Source organism: Dactylosporangium sp. CA-139066 (genome assembly GCF_050936175.1).
Classification (GTDB): domain Bacteria; phylum Actinomycetota; class Actinomycetes; order Mycobacteriales; family Micromonosporaceae; genus Dactylosporangium.
The window spans coordinates 8,110,534-8,132,038 of sequence record NZ_JBNJNH010000001.1 but is presented as its reverse complement, the minus strand read 5'-3'; the positions used below and the strand labels follow the sequence as shown (position 1 = coordinate 8,132,038).

Annotated in this window: 23 protein-coding genes; 8 read left to right on the top strand and 15 right to left on the bottom strand. The window is 73.4% G+C overall.

The features are described from left to right. Positions 1 to 2: 2 nt before the first annotated feature. A complete protein-coding gene (locus ACQEVU_RS37140) occupies positions 3 to 848 on the bottom strand; it encodes a PhzF family phenazine biosynthesis protein (protein WP_433332040.1) in 846 nt (281 codons plus the stop codon). A gap of 108 nt (positions 849 to 956) precedes the next feature. Between ACQEVU_RS37140 and ACQEVU_RS37135 the strand changes: the two genes are divergently transcribed. From ACQEVU_RS37135 to asnB, 3 genes are read left to right on the top strand one after another with little or no spacing between them, the layout of a single operon-like run. Continuing rightward, positions 957 to 1,421 carry a PhzA/PhzB family protein gene (locus ACQEVU_RS37135; RefSeq protein WP_433332038.1) on the top strand — a complete coding sequence of 155 codons (465 nt, stop codon included), beginning with the start codon at positions 957 to 959 and terminating at the stop codon, positions 1,419 to 1,421. Positions 1,422 to 1,451: 30 nt separating this feature from the next. Beyond that, positions 1,452 to 2,459: a methyltransferase gene (locus ACQEVU_RS37130; RefSeq protein WP_433332036.1), complete on the top strand. Its 1,008-nt coding sequence runs from the start codon at positions 1,452 to 1,454 to the stop codon at positions 2,457 to 2,459. A gap of 4 nt (positions 2,460 to 2,463) precedes the next feature. Continuing rightward, complete coding sequence (gene asnB, locus ACQEVU_RS37125; protein WP_433332034.1) at positions 2,464 to 4,302, top strand: asparagine synthase (glutamine-hydrolyzing); 1,839 nt, start codon at positions 2,464 to 2,466, stop codon at positions 4,300 to 4,302. Positions 4,303 to 4,309: 7 nt separating this feature from the next. On the opposite strand, the gene ACQEVU_RS37120 is transcribed toward asnB, so the two are convergent. Continuing rightward, positions 4,310 to 5,098: a class I SAM-dependent methyltransferase gene (locus ACQEVU_RS37120; protein WP_433332032.1), complete on the bottom strand. Its 789-nt coding sequence runs from the start codon at positions 5,096 to 5,098 to the stop codon at positions 4,310 to 4,312. Between the two features lie 137 nt (positions 5,099 to 5,235). Here ACQEVU_RS37120 and ACQEVU_RS37115 point away from each other — a divergent pair, with 137 nt between their 5' ends. Beyond that, a complete protein-coding gene (locus ACQEVU_RS37115) occupies positions 5,236 to 6,684 on the top strand; it encodes a multicopper oxidase family protein (protein ID WP_433332030.1) in 1,449 nt (482 codons plus the stop codon). Positions 6,685 to 7,149: 465 nt separating this feature from the next. On the opposite strand, the gene ACQEVU_RS37110 is transcribed toward ACQEVU_RS37115, so the two are convergent. Next, a complete protein-coding gene (locus ACQEVU_RS37110; RefSeq protein ID WP_433332028.1) occupies positions 7,150 to 7,968 on the bottom strand; it encodes an NmrA family NAD(P)-binding protein in 819 nt (272 codons plus the stop codon). Between the two features lie 380 nt (positions 7,969 to 8,348). Between ACQEVU_RS37110 and ACQEVU_RS37105 the strand changes: the two genes are divergently transcribed. From ACQEVU_RS37105 to ACQEVU_RS37095, 3 genes are all read left to right on the top strand, one after another. Continuing rightward, the gene (locus ACQEVU_RS37105; protein ID WP_433332026.1) at positions 8,349 to 9,005 is read left to right on the top strand and encodes a hemerythrin domain-containing protein; all 657 of its coding nucleotides are present in this window, start codon (positions 8,349 to 8,351) and stop codon (positions 9,003 to 9,005) included. An 81-nt stretch (positions 9,006 to 9,086) separates the two neighbouring features. Beyond that, entirely contained in the window at positions 9,087 to 10,007 is a 921-nt protein-coding gene (locus tag ACQEVU_RS37100; protein ID WP_433332024.1) for an ATP-binding cassette domain-containing protein, read from the top strand. 50 nt (positions 10,008 to 10,057) lie between these two features. Next, positions 10,058 to 10,684, top strand: a complete 627-nt coding sequence (locus ACQEVU_RS37095) for a DUF1772 domain-containing protein (RefSeq protein WP_433332022.1) — start codon at positions 10,058 to 10,060, stop codon at positions 10,682 to 10,684. Here the strand turns inward: ACQEVU_RS37095 and ACQEVU_RS37090 are convergent. Then, positions 10,666 to 11,394 (bottom strand): 4'-phosphopantetheinyl transferase family protein, encoded by a 729-nt coding sequence (locus ACQEVU_RS37090; protein WP_433332020.1) that lies wholly within the window; start codon positions 11,392 to 11,394, stop codon positions 10,666 to 10,668. The two genes, ACQEVU_RS37095 and ACQEVU_RS37090, sit on opposite strands and share 19 nt — an antisense overlap. Then, positions 11,391 to 11,873, bottom strand: a complete 483-nt coding sequence (locus ACQEVU_RS37085) for a DUF1772 domain-containing protein (protein WP_433332018.1) — start codon at positions 11,871 to 11,873, stop codon at positions 11,391 to 11,393. The genes ACQEVU_RS37090 and ACQEVU_RS37085 overlap by 4 nt, the downstream gene beginning before the upstream one ends. Before the next feature lie 112 nt (positions 11,874 to 11,985). On the opposite strand from ACQEVU_RS37085, the gene ACQEVU_RS37080 reads away from it, so the two are divergent. Beyond that, the gene (locus tag ACQEVU_RS37080) at positions 11,986 to 12,936 is read left to right on the top strand and encodes an AraC family transcriptional regulator (RefSeq protein ID WP_433332016.1); all 951 of its coding nucleotides are present in this window, start codon (positions 11,986 to 11,988) and stop codon (positions 12,934 to 12,936) included. 79 nt (positions 12,937 to 13,015) lie between these two features. Here ACQEVU_RS37080 and ACQEVU_RS37075 read toward each other — a convergent pair whose 3' ends face one another. From ACQEVU_RS37075 to ACQEVU_RS37030, 10 genes are read right to left on the bottom strand one after another with little or no spacing between them, the layout of a single operon-like run. After that, the gene (locus tag ACQEVU_RS37075) at positions 13,016 to 13,684 is read right to left on the bottom strand and encodes a hypothetical protein (protein WP_433332014.1); all 669 of its coding nucleotides are present in this window, start codon (positions 13,682 to 13,684) and stop codon (positions 13,016 to 13,018) included. Positions 13,685 to 13,695: 11 nt separating this feature from the next. After that, positions 13,696 to 14,385, bottom strand: coding sequence for a hypothetical protein (locus ACQEVU_RS37070; RefSeq protein WP_433332012.1), 690 nt, complete (start codon positions 14,383 to 14,385; stop codon positions 13,696 to 13,698). Between the two features lies 1 nt (position 14,386). Next, on the bottom strand, positions 14,387 to 15,526 hold the full coding sequence (locus ACQEVU_RS37065) for an acyl-CoA dehydrogenase family protein (RefSeq protein WP_433332010.1): 1,140 nt from the start codon (positions 15,524 to 15,526) through the stop codon (positions 14,387 to 14,389). Continuing rightward, positions 15,523 to 15,909, bottom strand: coding sequence for an ectoine synthase (locus tag ACQEVU_RS37060; RefSeq protein WP_433332008.1), 387 nt, complete (start codon positions 15,907 to 15,909; stop codon positions 15,523 to 15,525). The genes ACQEVU_RS37065 and ACQEVU_RS37060 overlap by 4 nt, the downstream gene beginning before the upstream one ends. Continuing rightward, positions 15,896 to 16,738, bottom strand: a complete 843-nt coding sequence (gene trpA / locus ACQEVU_RS37055) for a tryptophan synthase subunit alpha (protein ID WP_433332006.1) — start codon at positions 16,736 to 16,738, stop codon at positions 15,896 to 15,898. Before trpA ends, ACQEVU_RS37060 begins: the two co-directional genes overlap by 14 nt. Continuing rightward, positions 16,731 to 17,753, bottom strand: a complete 1,023-nt coding sequence (locus tag ACQEVU_RS37050; protein ID WP_433332004.1) for a hypothetical protein — start codon at positions 17,751 to 17,753, stop codon at positions 16,731 to 16,733. Before ACQEVU_RS37050 ends, trpA begins: the two co-directional genes overlap by 8 nt. Positions 17,754 to 17,758: 5 nt before the next feature. Next, on the bottom strand, positions 17,759 to 18,031 hold the full coding sequence (locus tag ACQEVU_RS37045) for an acyl carrier protein (RefSeq protein ID WP_433332002.1): 273 nt from the start codon (positions 18,029 to 18,031) through the stop codon (positions 17,759 to 17,761). Continuing rightward, complete coding sequence (locus ACQEVU_RS37040) at positions 18,028 to 19,488, bottom strand: amino acid adenylation domain-containing protein (protein ID WP_433332000.1); 1,461 nt, start codon at positions 19,486 to 19,488, stop codon at positions 18,028 to 18,030. Before ACQEVU_RS37040 ends, ACQEVU_RS37045 begins: the two co-directional genes overlap by 4 nt. Beyond that, positions 19,481 to 20,278 carry a MaoC family dehydratase gene (locus ACQEVU_RS37035; RefSeq protein WP_433331998.1) on the bottom strand — a complete coding sequence of 266 codons (798 nt, stop codon included), beginning with the start codon at positions 20,276 to 20,278 and terminating at the stop codon, positions 19,481 to 19,483. Before ACQEVU_RS37035 ends, ACQEVU_RS37040 begins: the two co-directional genes overlap by 8 nt. Next, complete coding sequence (locus tag ACQEVU_RS37030) at positions 20,275 to 21,501, bottom strand: beta-ketoacyl-[acyl-carrier-protein] synthase family protein (RefSeq protein ID WP_433331996.1); 1,227 nt, start codon at positions 21,499 to 21,501, stop codon at positions 20,275 to 20,277. The genes ACQEVU_RS37035 and ACQEVU_RS37030 overlap by 4 nt, the downstream gene beginning before the upstream one ends. Positions 21,502 to 21,505: the final 4 nt, after the last annotated feature.

The following is a 21,505-nucleotide window of genomic DNA, read 5'->3' as shown; positions in this document are numbered from 1 at the left end:
GCTCAGATCTCCAGCGTTCCGCGGGCCACCACCACGGCGGCGCCGGCGACCTCGATCCGCTCGATGTCGTCGGGGCCGCCGTCGACCCTGGCGTACATCGTGGACGGTCGCCCCATCTCGACGCCCTGCCGGATGGTGACGGTCGCGCCGAACTTGGTGGCGCCGTAGCGGCCGAGATGCAGCGCGAGCGGGCCGGCGGCCGAGCCGGTGGCGGCGTCCTCGGCGACCCCGTAGGCGGGCGAGAACATGCGGCTGCGCCACGTGGTGCCGCCGCCGGCGAAGCAGTTGACGGCCAGGTCCTCGTGGCCGGCCAGCGCGTTGAGGTCGGGGCGGACCGCGGAGAGGGCCTCGATGTCCGGCAGGCCGACGAAGACGTGCCGCGGGCCGTTGCGGTAGATGTCGACCGGCAGCGTCGAGCGCTCCAGGCCCAGCGCGGCCAGCAGCTCGCCGGCCCGGGCGTAGGGCTGCCACGTCGGCACCGGCTGCAGCATCCGGGCGATCCGGGCCCGGCTCGACGCCGGCGGGCCGCCGTCGAAGCGGAACGGGACCATGCCCATCGCGGTCTCCATGTTCAGCTCCGGGCGGCGGTCGCGCTCGGTCAGCGCGATCGCGGTGCCGAGCGTCGGGTGCCCGGCGAACGGCAGCTCGTTGACCGGGGTGAAGATGCGCACCCGCACGTCGCCGCCGCGTGACGGCGGCAGCACGAACGTCGTCTCCGAGAGGTTCATCTCCCGGGCGATGCGCTGCATGCGCTGCGCGGTGAGCCCTTCGGCGTCGAGGAAGACGGCGACCGGATTGCCTTCCAGTGCCGTATCGGTGAACACGTCGGCGACCACATAGTCCAGCATGCAGCGCACCGTATCGGTCCCTTTCTATGAACGTCCAATTGTCGCCTTCCCGCAATTGGACGGGCGTCACTAACATTGGCGTTCATCAATTATATGAAAGGAGCTGACATGCTGGCCTCCGACGACGAGATCCGCAAGCAGAACCGGGCGGTGGTCGAGGACTACATGAGCCGTCGCGGCGCCGGGCGGCTCACCCGCTACCAGCTGTTCACCGAGGACGGCACCGGCGGGCTCTACACCGCCGACACGAAGGAGCCGGTCATCACCGGCGGCCACGCCGGGCTCAAGGCGCACGGCGAATGGTCGCTGAAGATGTTCCCCGACTGGGTCTGGTTCAACGTCGAGATCTACGAGACGCAGGACCCGAACCGTTTCTGGGTCGAGTGCGACGGCGCCGGGCAGATCCTGTTCCCCGACTATCCGCCCGGCCGCTACGAGAACCACTTCATTCACGCCTTCAAGTTCCGCGACGGCCGGATCGCCGAGCAGCGGGAATTCATGAACCCGTTTCAGCAGCTGCGCGCGCTCGGCATCGAGGTGCCGGTCGTGCGGCGCGGCGGCATTCCCCGCTGACGCGAACTTCATCTTTCGAGAGGAACTGTCGTGACACGAGCTGATCTGGCCGCCACCTCCCGCATGGTCGAGCTGATCACCGGCGGCTGGCGGGCCCAGGTGATCTACACCGCGGCGAAGATGGGCCTGCCCGACCACATCGCGGCCGGGCGCACCACCGCCGCCGAGCTCGCCGCGGCGACGGACGCCGACGTCGAGGGCATCCGCCGGATGATGCGGCTGCTCGTCGCGCTCGAGGTCTTCGAGGGCGACGAGCACGGCTACCGCAACACGCCCGCGAGCCTCACCCTGGTCGACGCGCCCGATTCGCTGCGGGACATGTGCCTGCTGTACGGCGAGGAGTTCTACACCGCCTGGAGCCACGCGTACGAGTCGCTGCGCACCGTCACCGCCGGCTTCGAGCTGGCCTACGGCGAGGCCCTCTACCCGTACCTCGGCACCCACCCCGACCTCGCCGAGCGGTTCCAGGCCGCGATGCGCTCGGGCAACATCTTCTTCGACTACGTGCCCGACGTCTTCGACTTCGCCGGCAAGACGATCGCCGACCTCGGCGGCGGCCCCGGCCACCTGCTGACCGCGGTTCTCGGGCAGGTCCCCGACGCCCGCGGCATCCTGCTGGACCGCGAGCACATCGTGCCGATCGCCAAGGCCGCGCTCTCGGCCACCGTCGGGCTCGACCGGGTCGAGCTGGTCGCCGGCGACATGTTCGAGGCCGTCCCGCCCGGCGCCGACGTGTACGTGCTCTGCCGGGTCCTGGCCGGGCACAGCGACGACGCCGTGGCCGGGCTCTTCGCCGCCTGCCGGGAGGGCATGGCGTCGCCCGAGGGCCGGCTGATGATCCTGGAGCGGGTCGTGACCGACGAGGGCAGCACCGTCCTGCCGGCGCTGTGGGACCTGCATCTGCTGATGACCAACGGCGGCCGGCACCGCAGCCTGGAGACGTTCACGGCGCTGCTGGACCGGGCCGGCTTCGACATCGAGCGGATCGCCGACCTGCCGATGGAGACCACCGCCGTCATCGCCCGGCCGCGGGTGTAGCGGCATGTGCGGCATCACCGGCTGGGTCGCCTACGACGACGACCTCACCCACCACCGCGACATCGCCGAGCGGATGACGGCGACCATGGCCCTGCGCGGCCCCGACGACGGCGGCGTGTGGATCGAGCGGCACGCCGCCCTCGGCCACCGCCGCCTCGCCGTCATCGACCTCGAGGGCGGCCGTCAGCCGATGACCGAGCGCACCCCGGCGGGCACGGTCGCCATCGTGTACAGCGGCGAGGCGTACAACTTCAAGGAACTGCGCACCGAGCTGGCGGGCCTCGGCCACCGGTTCCGCACCGGCAGCGACACCGAGGTCGTGCTGCGCGCCTACCTGCAGTGGGGCGACCGGCTGGCCGAGCGGCTCAACGGCATGTTCGCCTTCGCCGTCTGGGACGGGCGGACCGAGACCCTGCACCTGGTCCGCGACCGGCTCGGCGTGAAGCCGCTGTACTACCGGCCCACGCCGGGCGGCCTGCTGTTCGGGTCCGAACCGAAGGCGATCCTGGCCAACCCGCTGGCCCCGCCGGTCGTCGACGCCGACGGCCTGCGCGAGCTCGCGGCCAACACGATGGCGCCGGGCTGGGCGTTCTGGCGCGGCATGACGGAGGTGCTGCCCGGCACCGTGGTCACCGTCGACCGCCTCGGCATCCGGTCGCGCACCTACTGGCGGCTGGAGCCGGCCGAGCACCCGCACGACCTCGGCGCCACCGTGGACCACGTCCGGGAGCTGCTCACCGACGCCGTCGCCCGGCAGCTGGTCGCCGACGTGCCCCGCTGCGTGCTGCTCTCCGGCGGCCTGGACTCCAGCGCCGTCACCGGGCTGGCCGCCCGGGAGCTGGCCCGGCAGGGCGAGCGGCTGCGGACCTTCTCGGTCGACTTCACCGGCCGCGAGGAGACGTTCCGGGCCGACGAGGTCCGCGACACCCCGGACACGCCGTTCATCCGCGACGTCGTGGCCCGGGTCGGCTCCGAGCACCGCAACGTCACCCTCGACCCGGCCGAGCTGGCCGACCCGGCCGTGCGCCGGGCGGTCATCGCGGCCCGGGACATGCCGGTCGGCTTCGGCGAGATGGACACCTCGCTGCTGCAGCTGTTCACGGCGGTCCGGGCCGGCTCGACCGTCGCGCTGTCGGGGGAGTCGGCCGACGAGGTCTTCGGCGGGTACCGCTGGATGCACGAGCGGTCGGCGGCGTACGCCGGCACGTTCCCCTGGCTGGCCTACCGCAGCGCCACCAGCGGCGACCGCGGCGCCATCCTGCACCCGGCGCTGCGCGAGCGGCTGGACCTCGACGGATACGTGGCCGACCAGTACGCCACCGCCGTCGCCCAGGTCGAGCACCGCCCCGGCGACGACCCGCACGAGCGGCGCATGCGCGAGGTCACCCACCTGCACCTGACCCGGTTCGTGCGGATGCTGCTGGACCGCAAGGACCGGGTGTCGATGGCGGTCGGGCTGGAGGTGCGGGTGCCGTTCTGCGACCACCGGCTCGTCGGCTACGCCTACAACGCCCCCTGGGCGCTGAAGACCTTCGACGGGCGGGAGAAGAGCCTGCTGCGCCACGCGGCCGCGCACGTGCTGCCGCCGTCGGCGCGGGACCGGGTCAAGGCGTCGTATCCGTCCACACAGGACCCGGCGTACCTCATGAGCCTGCAGCAGCAGGCGAAGGAGGTTCTCGCCGCCGACGACCACCCGGTCTTCGCCGTCGTCGACCGCGACTGGCTGACCGCGGCGACCGCCGTGGACCCGCTCAATGTCCCCAGCGACGCACGCCGTGGCGTGGACCGGATCCTCGACCTGTACCACTGGTTCGAGATGTACCGGCCCACGCTCGCGCTGTGAGGCCGGATCAGGGTTTCGTACCCCAGGCGGCGACGGTCATCCACGTGTAGTCCACATAGGACGGGTCGTCGTACACCGCGGCGGCCCGTTCCAGGTCCTCGCGGCCGAGCAGGCCGGCGGCGGCGACGGCGTCGTCGACCATCCGGAACGTGTCACGCAGCCAGCGCGCCAGCGGCCGGCCACCGCGCACCACCGGCGCCTCGGCGTACACGCCGCAGCCGACCAGCCCGGCCGCCTCCAGCGGCTGCGGCAGGCGCCGGGCCCAGTTCGGGTCGGTGCCCAGATCCCGCTCCAGCACGGCGTTCGCGGCCGCCATCGCCTGCGCCACGGCCGGCGCCGAGGACAGCGCCGGGGCGGTGCCGCCGGCCTCGACGAGCAGGATGCCGCCGGGCCGCAGCCAGCTCACCATCCGCTCGATCGCGTACTGCCGCTGCAGCAGGTGGTCGACGACGAACCGGCAGTGGATCAGGTCGAACTCGCCCGGCGCCGGGTCGCGCAGCACGTCGTGGCGCAGCACCCGAACGCCCAGCTCCTCGATCGGGCCGAGCAGGCGCGTGCTGAGGTCGGTGGCGGTGACGTTCGCCGCGCCGGCCCGGGCGGCCAGCTCGCGGGCCACGGAGCCGCGCCCGGCGCCGATCTCCAGGCAGCGCCACCCCGGCCAGATGCCGATGCGGTCGAGGCTGGCCCGGCTGAACGGGTCGAAGACCTCCTCGAGCAGCGCCAGCCGCGCGTGCTCGGCGGCGTCGGCGGTGTCGACGAACTCGTCCCAGAGGACCGTTTCCGGCTTGGTCGTCATGCTCGCAAATCTGCGTTTCGCGCGCGCGGGTGTCAATGTGCCTCGATGGACGACACCCCGCCCCGCTTCCTAGCATCGACGCGACCCGCCAACCACGCCTGAATCCCTTACGGGACAACCTTTTTTCGGGAGTCACCATGTCGAACCGGCGTACAGTCCTGGGGCTCGGCGCCGTCGCGGGCGGCATGCTCGTGACCGCCAAGCTCTCCACCGAGCTGCTCGAGCGCTGGCCCGGCGGCGCCCGCCCCGGCGACCCGCGGTTCCGGCCGGCCGCCGCCGCGGTCGACGTGCCGCCGCCCTTCACGGTCCCCATGCCCGTGCCCAAGGAGCTGCGCCCGGTCATCGCCTCCGCCGGCGTCGACGTCTTCCGCGTCGACATGACCCCGGCCACGGTGGAGATCCTGCCCGGCGTGCGCACGCCGGCGCTCACCTTCGGCGGGCAGTTCGTCGGCCCGACCATCCGCGCCCGCGCCGGGCGCACCGCGCTGGTGCAGTTCACCAACCGGATCGACATGGAGGCCAACGTCCATCTGCACGGCGGCCACGTGCCGGCGTCCAGCGACGGCTTCCCGACCGACGTCATCGCACCGGGCCGCTCCCGGACGTACACCTACCCGAACACCCAGCCCGGGGCGACGCTGTGGTACCACGACCACGCCCACGGCATGGAGGCCGAGGACGTGTACCGCGGCCTGCACGGCTTCTACCTCATCGACGACGACGCCGAGCGCGGCCTGCAGCTGCCCCAGGGCGAGTACGACGTGCCGATCATGCTGCGCGACGCCGCGTTCGCCGCCGACGGCACCCTCGACTTCGCCTCCTTCGCCCGCCCGGTGGTGCTGGCCAACGGCCGCCCCCAGCCCTACTTCAAGGTGGCCGCCCGCAAGTACCGCCTGCGGCTGCTCAACGCGGCCAACACCCGGGTCTTCACCCTCACCCTCGGCGAGGGCGCCACGATGACCCAGGTCGGCTCCGACGGCGGCCTGCTGCCCGCGCCGGTGCCCCGCACCGAGCTGACCCTGGCCTCCGCCGAGCGCCAGGACGTCATCGTGGACTTCTCCAAGTTCCCGCTCGGCAGCCAGGTCGTCCTGCGCGACGCGACGAGCGGCCCGGTGCTGCGCTTCGACGTGGTACGCCGCGCCGCCGACGCCAGCCGGGTGCCCGCCGCGCTGCGGCCGCTGCCCCCGATCCCGGCGGCCACCGCCGAGCGTGACGTGACGATGAGCTTCGACCTGAGCCGGCCGATGCCGGTCGGAATGCTCAACGGCCACGCGTTCGACGCGAACCGGGTCGACATTGCCGTCCGGCGCGGCAGCACGGAGATCTGGCGGATCGGCAACGGCGACCCGCCGGGCTTCGACCACACCTTCCACATGCACGCGACGCACTTCCGGGTGCTCGACCGCGACGGCAAGGCACCGACGCCCGACGACGCCGGCTGGAAGGACACCATCTACGTCCCGGCCGGCGCGCGCAACATCCGGGTGGCGGTCACCTTCCCGCAGACGACCGGGAAGTACGTCTACCACTGCCACTTCCTGGAGCACTCCGCCGCCGGCATGATGGGCGTGATGGAGATCCAGTAGCCGCCCGCCGGCGCCGCCACGTCTGCGGCCACAGCGCGGCCATCCCGGCGACCGTGGGCGCGAGCGGCCGTCCGGGCCGCCCGCCTCGCCAGGGCCGACATGGGCAGCGGCAGGCGCGATACCGACGGCACCGCCATCACCCTCACGGCGCGAGCGGCACCGGCCGGCGGCCGTGCCGCGTGCGGCGTGCCGCGTCGCTGCGCGTGATGGAGACCCAGTAGCGGCCTGCCGGCGCTGGTGCTTCTGCGAGCGCAGCGGCCGTCCCGGCGATCGTGAGCGCGTGCGCGGCCGCCCGGGACGCCAGGGCCGACGTGGGCAGTGGCAACCGCGACACCGACGGCACCGCCATCACCCTCAGCGCGTGACCGGCACCGGCCAGCGGCCGTGTGCCGTGCGGCGTGGGCGTGCCGTGTGCCGGTTGGTGCGGGCCGCGAGCTGCCCAGGCAGCTCGCGGCCCGTGCGGTTTCAGGACCAGGCGCCCGCCTCCGCGGTACCGCGGGCGAACACGCCGAAGTCGCGCGGTTCGCGGCCGAGGGCCGCGCGCACGCCGTCCGTGACGTAGGCGTTGCGGCCGTCCAGGGTCGTGGTGAACAGGTCGGTCAGCGTCGTGGCGGCGTCCTCGGGCAGGCCGTCGGCGAGCAGCTGGTCGCGGTACACCTGCGGCGTCACCGGAACGTAGCGCACCTCCCGGCCGGTCGCCGCGGCGATCTCCGCGGCGGCGTCGGCGAACGTCAGCAGGCGTGGGCCGGTCACCTCGTGGACCTTGCCGGCGTGGCCGTCCTCCGTGAGCGCGGCCACGGCCACGTCGGCGATGTCCTCGGCGTCGACGAACGGCTCGGGGGTGTCGCCGGCCGGGAAGACGATCTCCCCGGCCCGCACCCCGTCGGCGAACGCCGCCTCGCTGAAATTCTGCATGAAGTAGCTCGCCCGGACGACCGACCAGTCGAGACCGGCGGCCGCGACGGCCTCCTCGGCGTGCAGGGCCTCCCGCTCGCCGCGGCCGGAGAGCAGGACCAGCTTCCCGACGCCGGCGCCGGCGGCCTGGCGGGCGAAGGCGCCCACCGCGTCGACGGCGCCGGGGAAGGTGAGATCCGGTTGGTACGTCACGTAGGCCGCACCGACGCCGCGCAGGGCCGGGCCCCACGTGGTGCGGTCGTCCCAGTCGAAGGGCGGGGAGCCGGCCCGTGAGCCGGGGCGCACGTCGTGGTTCGCGCGGCGGAGCCGCTCGACGACTCGGCGTCCGGTCTTGCCATTGCCCCCGAGGACCAGAATGCAGTTCGTCATGAGTCCGAGTACATCACGGGCAATTCGGACAAACCATGGCCGAGACGCTCGACTGCATGCGGGATCGTCTCGACGCCACCCGCCGTTCATCCACAGTGGACCAGGGGCGCGGCCCAGGGGGAAGGGGGAGACCGCGCCGCCTGGTCCCTTGCGGAGCGGATCGGCCCGGGGGAGCTGATCCGCGTATTGGGTGTGTGTGATCGACAATGTACAGTGCCACTAGCTGGTTTTGAACCCGTCCGAGACCCTCTGACCAGGTCGAGACGAGTGCGCATGCAACTGAGCTTCCTGGCTATGGAACGTCGCGCCCGCTCTGGCTTCACTGGTACGTGCAAACAGCGCGCGATCGCGCGGTCACGTAGGTCGGGGAGGCGAGTCGGATGGCGCAGATCTCGATGTCCAGTGAGCACGGTGTGCTGGACCTGCCCGAGCACGTGCGCGGGTTCGCGCTCATGCACGTCGCCATGCGGCGCGACGCTGGACGGTTGAGCGAGGCCGCGGGGGCGGTCACCGCGAAGGCCGTGCCGGCGCTGGCGTCGTGGTGGCAGATGGTCCGCGGGGCCATCGACTGGCACCACCACAGCGAGGACGAGGTGTTGTGGCCGGAGCTGCGGCGCCGCGTGCGGGGGTTCACCGTGCGCGAGGCCGCGATCCACGGCGACCACGAGATCCTTGATGCGGCGATGGACGCGGTGTCGGCGGCGCTGACCCCGCGTGGAGTGACGGACCTGCCGGGAGCGGCGTCCCGGTTTGCGACCGTCCTCACCGAACACCTCCGTGCGGAGGAGCGACTGGTTTTCCCGGTGTTCGCCGAGGAGATCACCCCGCAGGAGTATCTGGCGATCGAACGGCGAGTCGTCGCCACGGCACCCGCTCGGGTCATGGCCTACCTCCAGCCATGGATGTTCGACGGTGCCGACCGGCGGGCGGTGGCCAGCGTTTCGGCCACGATCCCGCCTCCCGTCCGGCTCGTGGGCGGCACGGTGCTGCGCTGGCGCTACGAGCGCGCCGTCGCACCGGTCCTGTCGCTGATGTGAGCACGGGCGCAGTGCCGCGCACGGGGCCGGAACCGGGCCCGCGGGCGGTCGCCCTCGTCTGATCGCATCTGAGGAGAGTTGATGGAATCCATCAATGTCGTCGGGTCCGGCTGCGCCTGCCGGGGTAGCGGAGGTGGTGGTCCGCAGCGCCGGGAACCCCGGCCGGACCACGGGACCCGAAAGCCCACCAACCCGTTCATCGACGGGCCGCGGCGGACCGCCGGGGCACCGGCACGCAGCGCGCCGCTGCTGTCGGCGCACGGCCTGCGGCACCGGCTCGCCGGCGAGGCGGTGCTCGACAACGTCGGCTTCGACCTGCGGCCGGGGGAGGCGCTCGGGCTGACCGGGCCGGGCGCGCCGTCGGACACCCTCGGCCGCACCGCGCTCGTGCGGATGGTCAGCGGGCTGATGCCGGCGGACCCGGGCGTGGTGCTGCTCGACAACCGGCCGCTCGCCGGCCCCGAGGCCGACCCGCTGCATGACCCCGTCTCGTATGTGGCCCACAGCGCGGTGGTCACCCCGACGTTCACCGTCGCCGAGACGCTGCGGCTGTGGGCGCGGATGCGGGGCCTGCCGGGATCCTTCAGATCCGAACGACACCCGTACGCCGAGCGCTCCTCGCCGGCGGAACGGCGCGCGGACCTGCGCGAGCTGGTCGCCGAGGCGCTGACCGGCGCGGGCATCGAGCAGTACGCCGGCACCCCGGTGAACCGCTGCTCGCCGACCGTCCTGCGCGAGCTGAGCCTTGCCGTCGCGATGCTGCGCCGGCCCCGGCTGCTCGTGTTCGACGAGCCGACCCGCGGGCTCGACGCGCGGGGGCGCGACCGGCTGCTCGAGACCGTCGGCCGGGTGCGTGAGGGCGGCGTCGCCGTCCTCTACGCCGGGCGCGACGAGTCCGAGGTCAGGCAGGTGTGCCGGCGCGTCGGCGTGCTGGACCGCGGCCGCCTCGAGGTCGAGGGCCGGGCCGAGGAGCGGCCGCAGCTGGTCAACGCGGCGGCCTGACCGGAACACAAGCAACGCAAAACCATATCGATCCAGGGGGAAAGCGCACCATGGCAACTCTCGGCAACAGCACGGCCCGGCCATCGGCCACCGGCGGGCAGCCGGCGGGCGGCGGACAGGGTTTCGCCGGCGTCCTGCTCATCCTGGCCGTCGTGTGCATGGGCCTCATGGCCGGCCTGTTCTGGGGATTCGACATCTCCGTCATGCCCGGGCTCGGCGACTCGGACGACCGCACCTTCATCACCGCGATGCAGCACATCAACGCGGACATCGAGAACGGCCTCTTCGGGCTGGTCTTCGCCGGCGGCCTGCTGGTGCCGGGGGCCGCCGCGGTGGTCCTGCTGGTCCAGAAGCGCCGCGGCGCGGCGCTGTGGACGGCGGTGGCGACGGTCGCGTACTTCATCGTCCTGATCCTCACGATGGGCGTCGAGGTCCCGCTGAACAACCAGCTGGCCAACGCCGGACCGGTGGACAAGATCGCCGACCTGCACAAGGTGCGCGCCGACTTCGAGGGCGTCTGGGTCACGGTCAACCACTTCCGCACGCTGCTGTGCACGATCGCCGTGGCCGCCCTCGGGCGGGCGCTCTCCCTGCACGCGCGGGCGCAGCGACCGGCGGCCCCGGTCGCCCCGCCCTACCCGCCCGGGCCCGGGGCGCCCTACCCGGGTGTCCGGTGACCCTCCCGGTCCAGCACGGGGCTGCTGCTCGTCGCCACCGCGGCGAGCAGCAGCCCGTCGTGCGCCAGCCATCGCCCGGCAAAGGTGAGGCTGCCGGCGACGACCGTGAACGCACCGCGCCGATCCAGTCCCTGGTCGGCGCGGTCCGTCGTCAGGTCGGCGTCGGCGTCGAGGAAGCCCAGCCAGCGGCCGCCGATCGGGTACCACGCCTTGTACGCGGCCTCCTTGGCGCAGCACAGCAGCCGGTCCCAGGCGACCGCGGGGTCGGCCTCGGCCAGCCGGGCCAGGCGGGCCCGCTCGGCCGGGCCGGCGACGAGCTCCAGCACGCCCGCGCGCAGCGGCGCGTGCCGCTCGGCGTCGATGCCGATCGAGGCGAAGGCGCTCGCCCGGGCCACGGCCGCGCCCCGGTAGCCGGTGCAGTGGGTGAGGCTGCCGAGCACGCCGTCCGGCCAGCGCGGCGCCCGGCTGGGGTCGCGGGGCACCGGGCCCGGGGGCAGGCCCAGCTCGCCGAGGGCGCGCCGGGCACAGGCGCGGGCCGTGGCGAACTCGCGCCGCCGGCCCGGATCGGCGCCGGCCACGGCGGCCTCCTCCTCGGGGTACAGCGGCGCCGGCTCGTCGTCGTGGAACGCCTCGGCAACGCACACGCCCCCCGGCACCAGCGTGCCGAGGAGCGTGCGGGGCGTGCGGGGTTCGGTTGGGAGGTTGTTCACAGTACCGATGCGACGCAGAGGGCGGCGAACGCTCCGATCGAGAAGAGCGTCCGGGCCAGGTGCATCCGGACCCAGGGGCGCTCGAACCACGCCCGGGTCGCGGCCGGGTCGCCGATGCGCTGCGCCGCACCGGCGGCGTCGAGGCGCGCGTTGAGCGGGATGTTCCCGCGCACCGTGATGACGAACGAGATCAGGTACAGCACGAGAGCGGCGATGATCAGCGCGAGCTTCACGGGCTCACCCGCCCCGAGGTGTACGACAAGGGTGGCAATGGTGAACAGCACCGCCCCCATGAAACTCAGCGCGAACCACCCGTTCTGGATCGACGAATTGATGCGCTGCATCACATCGATGAAAACCCGGTCCTCGGTGCGGCCCAGGGCCAGCATGACCGAGCAGGCATACGCGTAGAAAAGGCCCGCGATGAGACCCATGGTCAGGGTGGCAAACACCAGCGTCACTACACGAACCAGTTCCATGCCCATCGTCCTTTCAGGAATGCCGTGCGTCAATCTCAGTGAAGAGCCTCGGAGGCGTAGCCGCCATGGTTCTTCTACTCACTTTCATGCGCCGGCGTCTACAATTCGGCCCATGGACGCGCTGACGGGACTGCTGGACCAACCGCGGGCCCGTGGGGCGTTTCTGTTGCGGTCCATGCTCACGCCGCCCTGGTCCCTGCGGATCGAGGACGAGGCGCCGCTGTCCGTGGTGACCATGGCCCGGGGTGAGGCGCTCGTGGTGCCCGACAACGGCGAGGCGACCTGGCTGCGGCCGGGTGAGGTCGCCATCATGCGGGGCCCCGAGCCCTACACCATCTGCGACGCGCCCGGCACCGAGGTGCAGATCGTCATCCACCCCGGCCAGCGCTGCACCTCCCTCGACGGCACCGACATGGGCGGGACCCTGCTGCCCGGCGTGCGCACCTGGGGCAGCGACTCCGGCCGCGAGGACATCATGCTCAGCGGCACCTACCAGATGCACAGCGAGGTCAGCCAGCGCCTGCTGGGCGTGCTGCCGACGATGATGGTGCACCCGATCGGGGCGGGGGAGCGGCCGCTGGTCGACCTGCTCTCGGTGGAGATCGTGCGCGACCAGCCGGGCCAGGAGCTCGTCCTGGATCGCCTGCTGGACCTGCTGGTCGTCACCGTGCTGCGCTCCTGGCTGGCCAGCCCCGAGGCGCCGACCCCGGCGTGGTACCGCGCCCAGCGCGACCCGGTCATCGGCGTGGCCCTGCAGCTGCTGCACGGCGACCCGGCCTACCAGTGGACGGTGGCCAACCTGGCGGCCAAGGCGGGCGTCTCGCGGGCCGCGCTGGCCCGGCGCTTCACCGAGCTGGTGGGGGAGTCGCCGATGAAGTACCTGGCCAACTGGCGTCTCACCCTCGCCGCCGACCTGCTCGCCGAGCCCGGTGCGACCGTCGGGAACGTGGCCCGGACGGTCGGCTACGGCAGCGCGTTCGCGTTGAGCACGGCATTCAAGCGGGTCCGCGGGGTGAGCCCGCTGGAGCACCGCAAGGTGACCCTGGGGCAGATCAGTGCCTGACACGCGCGATGGCCCCGAGGCCGAAAGGCCGCGGGGCCGCCGTCGCGAAGATTTAACGGTGCGCAAAAATTAACGATGCTCAGCGAGTGATCGCCGACCACTCGCCGAGGTCGCCGGCCAGCAGCAGCGAGGTGCCGACGAGCAGCCCCGCGTAGCCCGCGTCCAGCAGCTTGCGGGCGTCCGCCGGGCCCTCGATCCCCGACGCGCTGACCGGGCACACCGTGCCCGTCTCCAGCACCGCCGGCAGCAGGTCCAGGCTGCGGGCGATCCCGCCGCCGCTGCGCTCGCGCGTGTTGATGTCCTTGTTGTTGACCGCCACCACGCACGCCTCGGCGTGCGGCAGCCCGGCCACCTCGTCCGCGGTGACCACCTCGACGAACGGGGTCAGCCCGGCCTCCAGGGCCGCGCCGACCAGCCGGTGCAGCGCCGTGCGCGGCAGCAGCGCGGCGGTGAGCAGCACCGCCGACGCGCCCAGCGTGCGCGCGGCCGACAGCTGCGAGGAGCGGGTGATGAAGTCCTTCTGCAGCAGCGGCAGCGAGGTCAGCGCGGCCACCTCCGCCAGCAGGTCCGGCGAGCCGCCGAACCAGCGGCCGGTGACCACCGACAGGCACGGCGCCCCCGCCGCCGTGTAGGCGGCCACGACCTCGGCGACGGGCCGGTCGCCGAGCAGCGGCCGGCCGTCGCCGTCGGTCCGCTTGAGCTCCATGACGACCGGCCGCGCCGCGGCCAGCAGGGCATCGATGAACACGGCCGGGCCCGTCAGACCGCGACCGGGGCCAGCACGCGGGCCGGTGCGCGCCAGCACTGGGCGATCGAGGTGACCTGGGCGGGGGCGAAGGCGCCGCCGGCGTCCCGGGCCGCGGTGTCCACGTCGATGCCGTGGAACAGCGGGTGGGCGGCGATCTCCTCCTGCTCCTCGCTGCGCCGGTCGGTCAGGCCGCCGGCGAGCAGGAACGGCCGCTCCAGGCGGTCCGCCAGCGCCAGCGCCGCGGCCGGGTCGAGCGCGTGGCCGGTGCTGCCGACCTTGCCGTCGGCGGCGACGGTGTCCAGCAGGAACAGGTCGGTCCCGGCCTTCTCGTACGCCGGGATGAACCGCGCCTCCGCGCAGGCGTCGCCCTGCAGGTGCAGCACCTTCACCACGACGACGTCGGCCGCCGCCTTCAGCGCCCGCACGACCGCCGGGGGCTGGTAGGCGTGCAGCTGCACGATCGGCACGCCGGTGCGCACCGCCAGGCCGGCCAGCTTCCGGGCGTCGCCGAGGAACGTCACCAGCACCGCCTCCGGGCCGCCGATGGCCCGGCAGTAGTCCGCGAGATCGGCGAAGAGCGCCGGGGGCAGCTCGGCCCCGCCGCCCGGCACGCCGTGCCACAGGCCGACCCAGTCGGCCCCCGCTCCGGCCAGGAGCCGGACATCGGCTCGGCTCCTGGCCCCACACACCTTGATTCGCACGTCACAACCCCAGCATGGTGGCGATCCGGTTGTACTGGATCTCGTTGCTGCCCGAGTAGATGCGCCCGCCGACGGCGTCGCGGACGTCCTGTTCGATCCCGTGCTCGGCGAGGAATCCCTTGCCGCCGAACACCTGCATCGCGGCCAGGCTGCTGGCCAGGTTGGCCTCGCTCGTGACGAGCTTGGCCATCGCGATGTCCGCGGTCGCGTTGCCGCCGCGCTGCAGCAGCTCCGCGGCGTCGTAGAGCCACTTGCGGGCCGTCTCGGTGCGCAGCTTCATGTCGACGATCGCGTTGGCGATCGACTGGAACTGCCCGATCGGCTTGCCGAACTGCACGCGCTGCTTGGCGTAGGCGATGCACCGCTCCAGGCGGTGCTGCATGCGGCCCAGGTCGAGCACGAAGGCGAGCAGGATCTCGCGCTTCATGACGTGGTCGAGGACGAGGAAGCCGCCGCCGACGCGCCCGACGACCTGCGACGCCGGCACCCGGCAGTCCCGCAGGGTGATCGTGCCGATCGGCGAGGTACGCAGGCCCATGGTGCGCATCGGCTCGCCGCAGTGCAGCCCCGGCGTGCCCCGCTCGACCAGGAACGGGGTCACGCCCAGCGGCCCGGCGTCCGGGCGCGTGCGGGCGTAGATCGTGATCACGTCGGCGATCGGGCCGTTGGTGATGAAGGTCTTCTCGCCGTTGAGGACGTAGTCGTCGCCGTCGCGCTCGGCCGTCGTGTGCATGGTGAGCGCGTCGGAGCCGCCCTGCGGCTCGGTGATGGCGTGCGCGCCGATCAGCTCGCCCGAGCAGACGCGCGGCAGGTACTTCGCGCGCTGCTCGGGCGAGCCGAACCGCTCGAGTGGGACGCCGACGCTCGCCACGCTGGTCGTGGCCGAGAAGGTCAGGCCCGCGTCGCGGCAGCCGTGCCCCATGCCCTCGAACACGTGCATCGTGGTGAGCAGGCTCTGCCCGAGCCCGCCGTACTCTCGCGGGAACGGCAGGGCGAGCAGCCCGGACTGCTGGATCACCTTCCACTTGTCCCAAGCGAAGGCGCCCTTCTCGTCCAGCTCGACATGGTCGGCGTTGAGCATGTCGAACCAGCGCGCCAGGCCCGCGCGCAGCGCCCGCTGATCGGCGTCCCACTCGATCATGACGCTGACCCGTACGCGGACGACCCCGACTCGTCGAGCCGGTGGACCTCGTCGCCGTTCAGCGCCGGGGTGAACACGCACACGAGGCGCAGGTCCTCGTGCGGCGACGCGACCAGCCAGTGGTCGTCGTGCTTGTCGAGGGCGTACAGGGTGCCCGGGGTGATCGGGTGCGACGTGCCGTCCAGCTCGACGACCTCGCCCGAGCCCTCGATGCAGTAGCAGGCCTCGAGGTGGTTGCGGTACTGCAGGTTCGACTTCGTGCCCGCCCGCACCGTCGTGTCGGTGACGGTGTAGCCCATGCCGTCGGAGGCAAGCAGGAAGCGCCGGCTGAGGCCGTTGCCCCAGTCCACCGTCTTCACGTTCGCCAGTTCACGGATGATCATTTCTGCCTCCCGAGGGACGCGGCGCCTGATCTGCAGACGCCGGCTGGATGGACCGGACGAAGTCGTGCAGTGCCACGACGACGTCCTCGTTGTCGGCCAGGGCGCGCTCGATCCGAGCCACCCCCGCGGTGCCGACGATTGCCGCGTCGGCGCCGCAGTCATGGACGGCCGACACATCCGATCCGGTACGAACCCCGAACCCGACGGCGATGGGTGCGGTGGTCATGGCGCGCAGGCGCGCCACGGTCCCGGACAGGTCGGCGAAGCCGGCGGCGGGCGGGGTGCCGCTGCGGCCGTAGTGCGCAACCAGGTACAGGTAGGCCGAGGCGTGCTCGGCGGCGGCCGCGACGGAGGCCGCCGAGCCGCTGGCGTAGCAGGTGGTGACGATCGGCAGGGCCGCGGTGGCGGCCGCGGCCCGGTACGGTTCGGCCAGCCGCGGCGGCAGCGCGTGCAGCAGCAGCCCGTCGGCGCCGCTGGCGGCCACCTCGCCGACCACTGTGGACAGCGGGTGCGGCTTGACCGAGTGGCTCCAGTCGGCCAGCAGCGCGATGCGCAGCCGGCGCAGGGACGGCCGGTGCTCGGCGATGAACGCCAGCACCGCCCGCAGGTCCACGCCCGCGTCCAGGGCGCGCCGCGCGGAGCGGCGCACCACCGGGCCGTCGGTGACGGAGTCCGGGAAGGGTACGGCGAGCTCCAGGCAGTCCACGCCGGCCTCGTCGAGCATGTGCACGACGTCGCCGAGCACGTCCAGCGGAGGGTCGCCGGCGTTGAGGAACAGGGCCACTCCCGGCCGGCCGTGGCGGCGGCCCGGGAAGAACTCGTCAGGCATGAGCGACCGCCGGCGTCCGCAGCCCGGCCCGCATCTGGTTGAGCAGGTTGGCCGCGGCTCCACTGTGGACGGCGTCCTCCGCGCGGGCGACGGCGCCGGCCCAGTCCGGCTCCGTCCCGGCCGCGACGGCCAGGGCCGCGGCGTTGAGGCACACCGTGCGCAGCGCCACCGGCCCGGCCCGCCCGGCGAGCACCGCGGCGAAGTGCGCGGGCGCGTCCTGCGGGGCGACCGGGGCGAGGTCGTCGAGCGAGCCGTCGCCGCCGACGAGGGAGCCGCGCGCCAGCTCGACGGGGCCGTCGGGCGTGTGCACGGTGTTGTCGGTGAACGGGAGCAGCTCGTCGGCGCCGAGGCCGTTCGTGCACAGCCAGATCCGCCGGTCGGTGACGGTCGCGGCGAGGCGGCGCAGCCGCTCCTGCGGCATCTTGGCCGACACGCCGGTCACCTGGGCGGCCACCGGCAGCGCGGCCATGAACGGGCCGAGCGCGTTGAGGAAGCGGCCGAAGCTCTTCATGCCCATCGGCATGACCGAGCGGGCCAGGCGGGCCAGGACCGGCGGGTAGACGTACCCGCCGGCGAAGGCGATGCCGAAGCGCTCGAGCGTCTGCTCGGTGCGGGCCGGCGTGGCGCTGGGGCGGACCCCGAGGCGCTCCAGCAGATCGACGGATCCGAGGCTGCTGGTGTACGCCCGCGAGCCCGTCTTCACCACCCGGACCCCGGCGGCGGCGGCCACGAACGCCGACGCGGTCGAGACGTTGAACGTTTTCGGGCCGCCGCCGGTGCCGACCACGTTCACCGTGTCCGGCCACGTGGGCTCGGCCGGCCGGCGCTCCCGGAGCGAGCCGAGCAGGGCGGCGAGGGTCTCGTCGCCGGGCAGCTCGGTGGCGAGGGAGGCGAGCAGGGCGGAGCTGTGCGGCCCGTCCAGCCCGCCCGCCTCGACGGTGTCCCAGAGCGCCCGCCAGTGCTCGACCGGGATCGGGGCGCCCCGGTCGAGCAGCGCGGTCACGGCGTCGGGCACGGCGATCAGCCCCCCGCGACCTGCGGCACGCCGGGCCGGGAACCGGTCACGAACGCGTCGATGGCCTGCACACTGCGGAAGTTCTCGGGGTCCATGGCCTCGTCGCCGACCGGCAGGCCGAAGCGGTCCTCGATCCAGGCGATGAGCTTGAGCAGCCCCAGGCTGTCGATGACGCCGTCGGCCAGCAGGTCGTGCTCGACCGGCAGGTCCTCGGGGGCCATGTCGGGCAGGAACTCCTCGACGATGTACTGCTTGATGACGGCAATGTGCTCGCTCATGCTGCGGTTGCCTTTCCGGAGTTGGTGAGTGCGATCCGATCGACCTTTCCGGTCGACGTCCGGGGCAGCGGTGCGTCGACGATCCGCAGGACGGACGGCACGGCCGCGCGAGGGAGCCGCCGCGCGCAGTGCTCGCGCAGCGTGAGGCTGTTGACGGGGGCGGCGCCGTCGCCGGCCGCGGCGCGGCGGACGTGGGCGACGAGCTTCCGCCCGGCGACCGGGTCCGGCTCGGCGATGACCGCGGCCTCGATCACGCTCGGGTGGCGCAGCAGCACGTGCTCCACCTCGGCGGTGTTGATCGCCACCCCGCGGATCTTGACCTGGTGGTCGCGGCGGCCCACGAGGTGGACGCGGCCGTCGGCCTCCCGGCGGACGAGGTCCCCGGTGCGGAAGTAGCGACGGTTGTCGGCGCCGGTGGGGTGGGCCGTGAACCGGTCGGCGAAGCGCTGCCGGTCGAGGTACCCCGCGGTTTGGAACGGAGTGGACACCAGGAGTTCGCCGGTGCCCACCCCGGTCAGGGGAAGGCCGTTGTCGTCGATGACGAGGGCGGAGACGCCGGGCAGCGGCAGGCCGATGGAGGCGCCGTCCGCCGGCTCGCGGACCTCGCAGACGAAGCTGTCGTTGGTCTCGGTGCAGCCGTAGACGTTGTACAGCCGGGCCTTCGGGAACATCGCCGGCAGCTCGCCGAGCAGCTGCTGCGGCATCGCGTCGCCGGTGAAGAGCGCGTGCGTGACCACTGTGGACAGCGGCCGCTCGTCCCGGGCGGCGTCGTGCACCAGCCGGTAGAACATCGGCACGGCCTGGATCACGTCGACGTCGTAGCGCACGACGAGCTCGAGCAGGTGCGCGCCGTTGGTCGCCCGGTCGGGGTCGACGAGCACCACCCGGCCGCTGTGCGCCAGCGTCGACCAGACGTCGAGCAGGCACAGGTCGAAGCTCAGCGGCGCGAAGTTCAGCACCGTGGCGCCCGGGCGCAGGTCGAACGCCTCGCCGGCCCAGGCCACGAACCGGTCGATCGCGCCGCGCTCCAGCGGCACGACCTTCGGCAGCCCGGTCGAGCCGGAGGTGGTCAGCATGAACGTGGTGCCGACCGGGACGGTGAACGCGCCGGTGGTGTCCGGCGTCCCGTCCGGCCGGGCGCTGCCCAGCACGTGCCGGCAGCCGGCCTGGCCGAGCAGCCGGGTGAGCACCTCGTCGGGCAGGGCGGGCGACGGCAGCAGGAACGGCCGGCCGGCCAGCAGGCAGCCGAGGATCAGCGCGACCGCCTCCGGCGACTTCGCCGCGACGATCCCGACCGGGTCGGCCGGCGGCAGGTGCAGCGCGGCCAGTTCGGCGCGGTGCGCCTCGGCCCTGGCGAGCAGCTCGCCGTAGGTGGTGACCTCGTCGTGCCACACCAGGGCCGGCGCGTCGGGGCTGGTCCGGGCGTGCGCCGTGATGGCGTCGGTGAGCTCACTCATCGGGGTCCCCCAGCCGAATCCAGCCGCTCTTGAGCGCGGGGCCGCGCGGCGTGCGCACGGTGAAGGTGACGACGTCGGTGGTGCCGGCGTAGGCGACCTCGATCGGCTCGTCCGGTTGCACCGGGGCCGAGAACCGGCAGGCCAGCGCCCGGACCCGGTCCGGGTCGCCGCCGGCGAAGCGGTCCACGGCGTCCTCGCAGACCAGGGCGAGCACGCTCATGCCGTGCGCGATCACGCCGGGGAAGCCGGCCGCGGCCGCCGCCTCGTCCTCGAGGTGGATCGGGTTGTCGTCGAGCGAGACGCGGGCGTACTCGCGAATGGCCTCCCGCGAGATCGTGTGCACGCTGACCGTGGGCGGCAGGGCCGGGCCGAGGGCGGCCGGCGCCGCGGACTGCGGGATGTCGCCGAACGGCTCCGGGACCTGGGCGCCGCCGAAGAGCACGTGCGTGACCAGGTCGGCCAGCGGCGTGCCGCCGTCGTCGAGGGTGCAGCGGATCGCCAGGCGCACGCCGCGCGGCTCGCGGCGCGCACCGAGGACCTCCAGGCCGGTGGTGACGGTGTCGCCGGGGCGGATCAGGCGGTACACCGTGATCTCCTGCCCCAGGTGGACCATCGCCCCGTCGCCGGAGCGCTCCCGCATCCCGGCGGTCATGCGCTCGAAGGCGGGGGAGGCCAGCACGAACGGGTGGACCGGGCTGGCCGATCCGTCGCCCGGCCCGGCGCCGAGGATGCCGCGCACCACCGCGCGGTAGTCCGCGACGTCGATCGCGGTTGCGGTCACGGTGCTCATACGGGGGTCACCACCAGACAGGCGTTGTGGCCGCCGAACCCGAACGAGTTCGACAGGGCGGGGCCGACCGGCACCGCGCGCGGGGCGCCGTGTACGACGTCGATCTCCATCGCCGGGTCGGTCCGCTCGTGGTTGGCGGTCGGCGGCACCTGGCCGGCCCGCATGGCGTGCACGGTGGCGATGAGCTCGACGGCGCCGGCGGCGCCGATGAGGTGGCCGATCACGCCCTTGGTCGAGGTCACCGGCGGGCCGCCGGCGCCGAAGACCTTGCGCAGCGCCACGGCCTCGGCCCGGTCGTTCTGGACCGTCGAGGTGCCGTGTGCGTTGACGTGGACGATGTCGGCCGGGGTCAGCCCGGCGTCGGCGATGGCGCCGGTCATGGTGGCGACCGCGCCCGAGCCGTTGTCCAGCGGCATGGCGAGGTGGTGGGCGTCGGCGCCGGCCGCGTAGCCGGCCACCACCGCGTAGGTGCGCGCGCCCCGGGCGCGGGCGTCGGCGAGGCGCTCCAGCACCACGAAGCCGGCGCCCTCGCCCATCACGAACCCGTCCCGGTCCGCGTCGAACGGGCGGGAGGCCCGCTCGGGGGCGTCGTTGCGGTAGGAGACCGCGTTGAGGTTGGCGAAGGCGGCCATGGTGACCGGGGTCAGGATCGACTCGCAGCCGCCGGCCAGCACCACGTCGGCCCGGCCGGCGCGCAGCAGCGCCATCCCGTGGCCGATCGCGTCGGCGCCGCTGGCGCACGTGGTGGCGATGGTCAGCGCCGGGCCGAGCCACCCCAGCCGCATGGTGATGAGCGCCGCCGCCGCGTTGGGCATCGACAGCAGGGGCATCAGCGGGCTCACCCCGCGGGGGCCGGAGCGGGCGAAGTTGCGGCTCTCGTCGTCGCTGGTCCGCCGCCCGCCGACGGCGTTGCCGACGACGATGGCGGTGCGGGCCGGGTCGGGCGTCGGCGAGCCGGCGTCGCGGTAGGCGCGGGTGGCGGCGGCGACGCCGAAGCGGGCGAACGGGTCGAGCCGTCGCGCCTCCTTGGGCGTCAGCCCCTCGTCGGTGAGGCCCTGCACCCGGCAGCCGATCCGCACCGGGTGGTCGGCCAGCTCCGGGTCGGTGAGCGCGGCCGCCGTCGAGCGGCCGGCACGCACCGTGGCCCAGAACTCCTCGAGCGTGCACCCGGCGGGCGACACGACGCCCATCCCGGTGATCGCGATCTCCTCGTGGCCGGACATGGTG

Coding starts and splice junctions, on each gene's coding strand:
- ACQEVU_RS37065 (WP_433332010.1), bottom strand. CDS start 15,526: ATGATCGAGTGGGACGCCGATCAGCGGGCGCTGCGCGCGGGCCTGGCG.
- ACQEVU_RS37030 (WP_433331996.1), bottom strand. CDS start 21,501: ATGTCCGGCCACGAGGAGATCGCGATCACCGGGATGGGCGTCGTGTCG.
- ACQEVU_RS37135 (WP_433332038.1), top strand. CDS start 957: ATGCTGGCCTCCGACGACGAGATCCGCAAGCAGAACCGGGCGGTGGTC.
- ACQEVU_RS37105 (WP_433332026.1), top strand. CDS start 8,349: ATGGCGCAGATCTCGATGTCCAGTGAGCACGGTGTGCTGGACCTGCCC.
- ACQEVU_RS37140 (WP_433332040.1), bottom strand. CDS start 848: ATGCTGGACTATGTGGTCGCCGACGTGTTCACCGATACGGCACTGGAA.
- asnB (WP_433332034.1), top strand. CDS start 2,464: ATGTGCGGCATCACCGGCTGGGTCGCCTACGACGACGACCTCACCCAC.
- ACQEVU_RS37080 (WP_433332016.1), top strand. CDS start 11,986: ATGGACGCGCTGACGGGACTGCTGGACCAACCGCGGGCCCGTGGGGCG.
- ACQEVU_RS37040 (WP_433332000.1), bottom strand. CDS start 19,488: ATGAGTGAGCTCACCGACGCCATCACGGCGCACGCCCGGACCAGCCCC.
- ACQEVU_RS37085 (WP_433332018.1), bottom strand. CDS start 11,873: ATGGAACTGGTTCGTGTAGTGACGCTGGTGTTTGCCACCCTGACCATG.
- ACQEVU_RS37100 (WP_433332024.1), top strand. CDS start 9,087: ATGGAATCCATCAATGTCGTCGGGTCCGGCTGCGCCTGCCGGGGTAGC.
- ACQEVU_RS37045 (WP_433332002.1), bottom strand. CDS start 18,031: ATGAGCGAGCACATTGCCGTCATCAAGCAGTACATCGTCGAGGAGTTC.
- ACQEVU_RS37095 (WP_433332022.1), top strand. CDS start 10,058: ATGGCAACTCTCGGCAACAGCACGGCCCGGCCATCGGCCACCGGCGGG.
- ACQEVU_RS37110 (WP_433332028.1), bottom strand. CDS start 7,968: ATGACGAACTGCATTCTGGTCCTCGGGGGCAATGGCAAGACCGGACGC.
- ACQEVU_RS37060 (WP_433332008.1), bottom strand. CDS start 15,909: ATGATCATCCGTGAACTGGCGAACGTGAAGACGGTGGACTGGGGCAAC.
- trpA (WP_433332006.1), bottom strand. CDS start 16,738: ATGCCTGACGAGTTCTTCCCGGGCCGCCGCCACGGCCGGCCGGGAGTG.
- ACQEVU_RS37115 (WP_433332030.1), top strand. CDS start 5,236: ATGTCGAACCGGCGTACAGTCCTGGGGCTCGGCGCCGTCGCGGGCGGC.
- ACQEVU_RS37035 (WP_433331998.1), bottom strand. CDS start 20,278: ATGAGCACCGTGACCGCAACCGCGATCGACGTCGCGGACTACCGCGCG.
- ACQEVU_RS37120 (WP_433332032.1), bottom strand. CDS start 5,098: ATGACGACCAAGCCGGAAACGGTCCTCTGGGACGAGTTCGTCGACACC.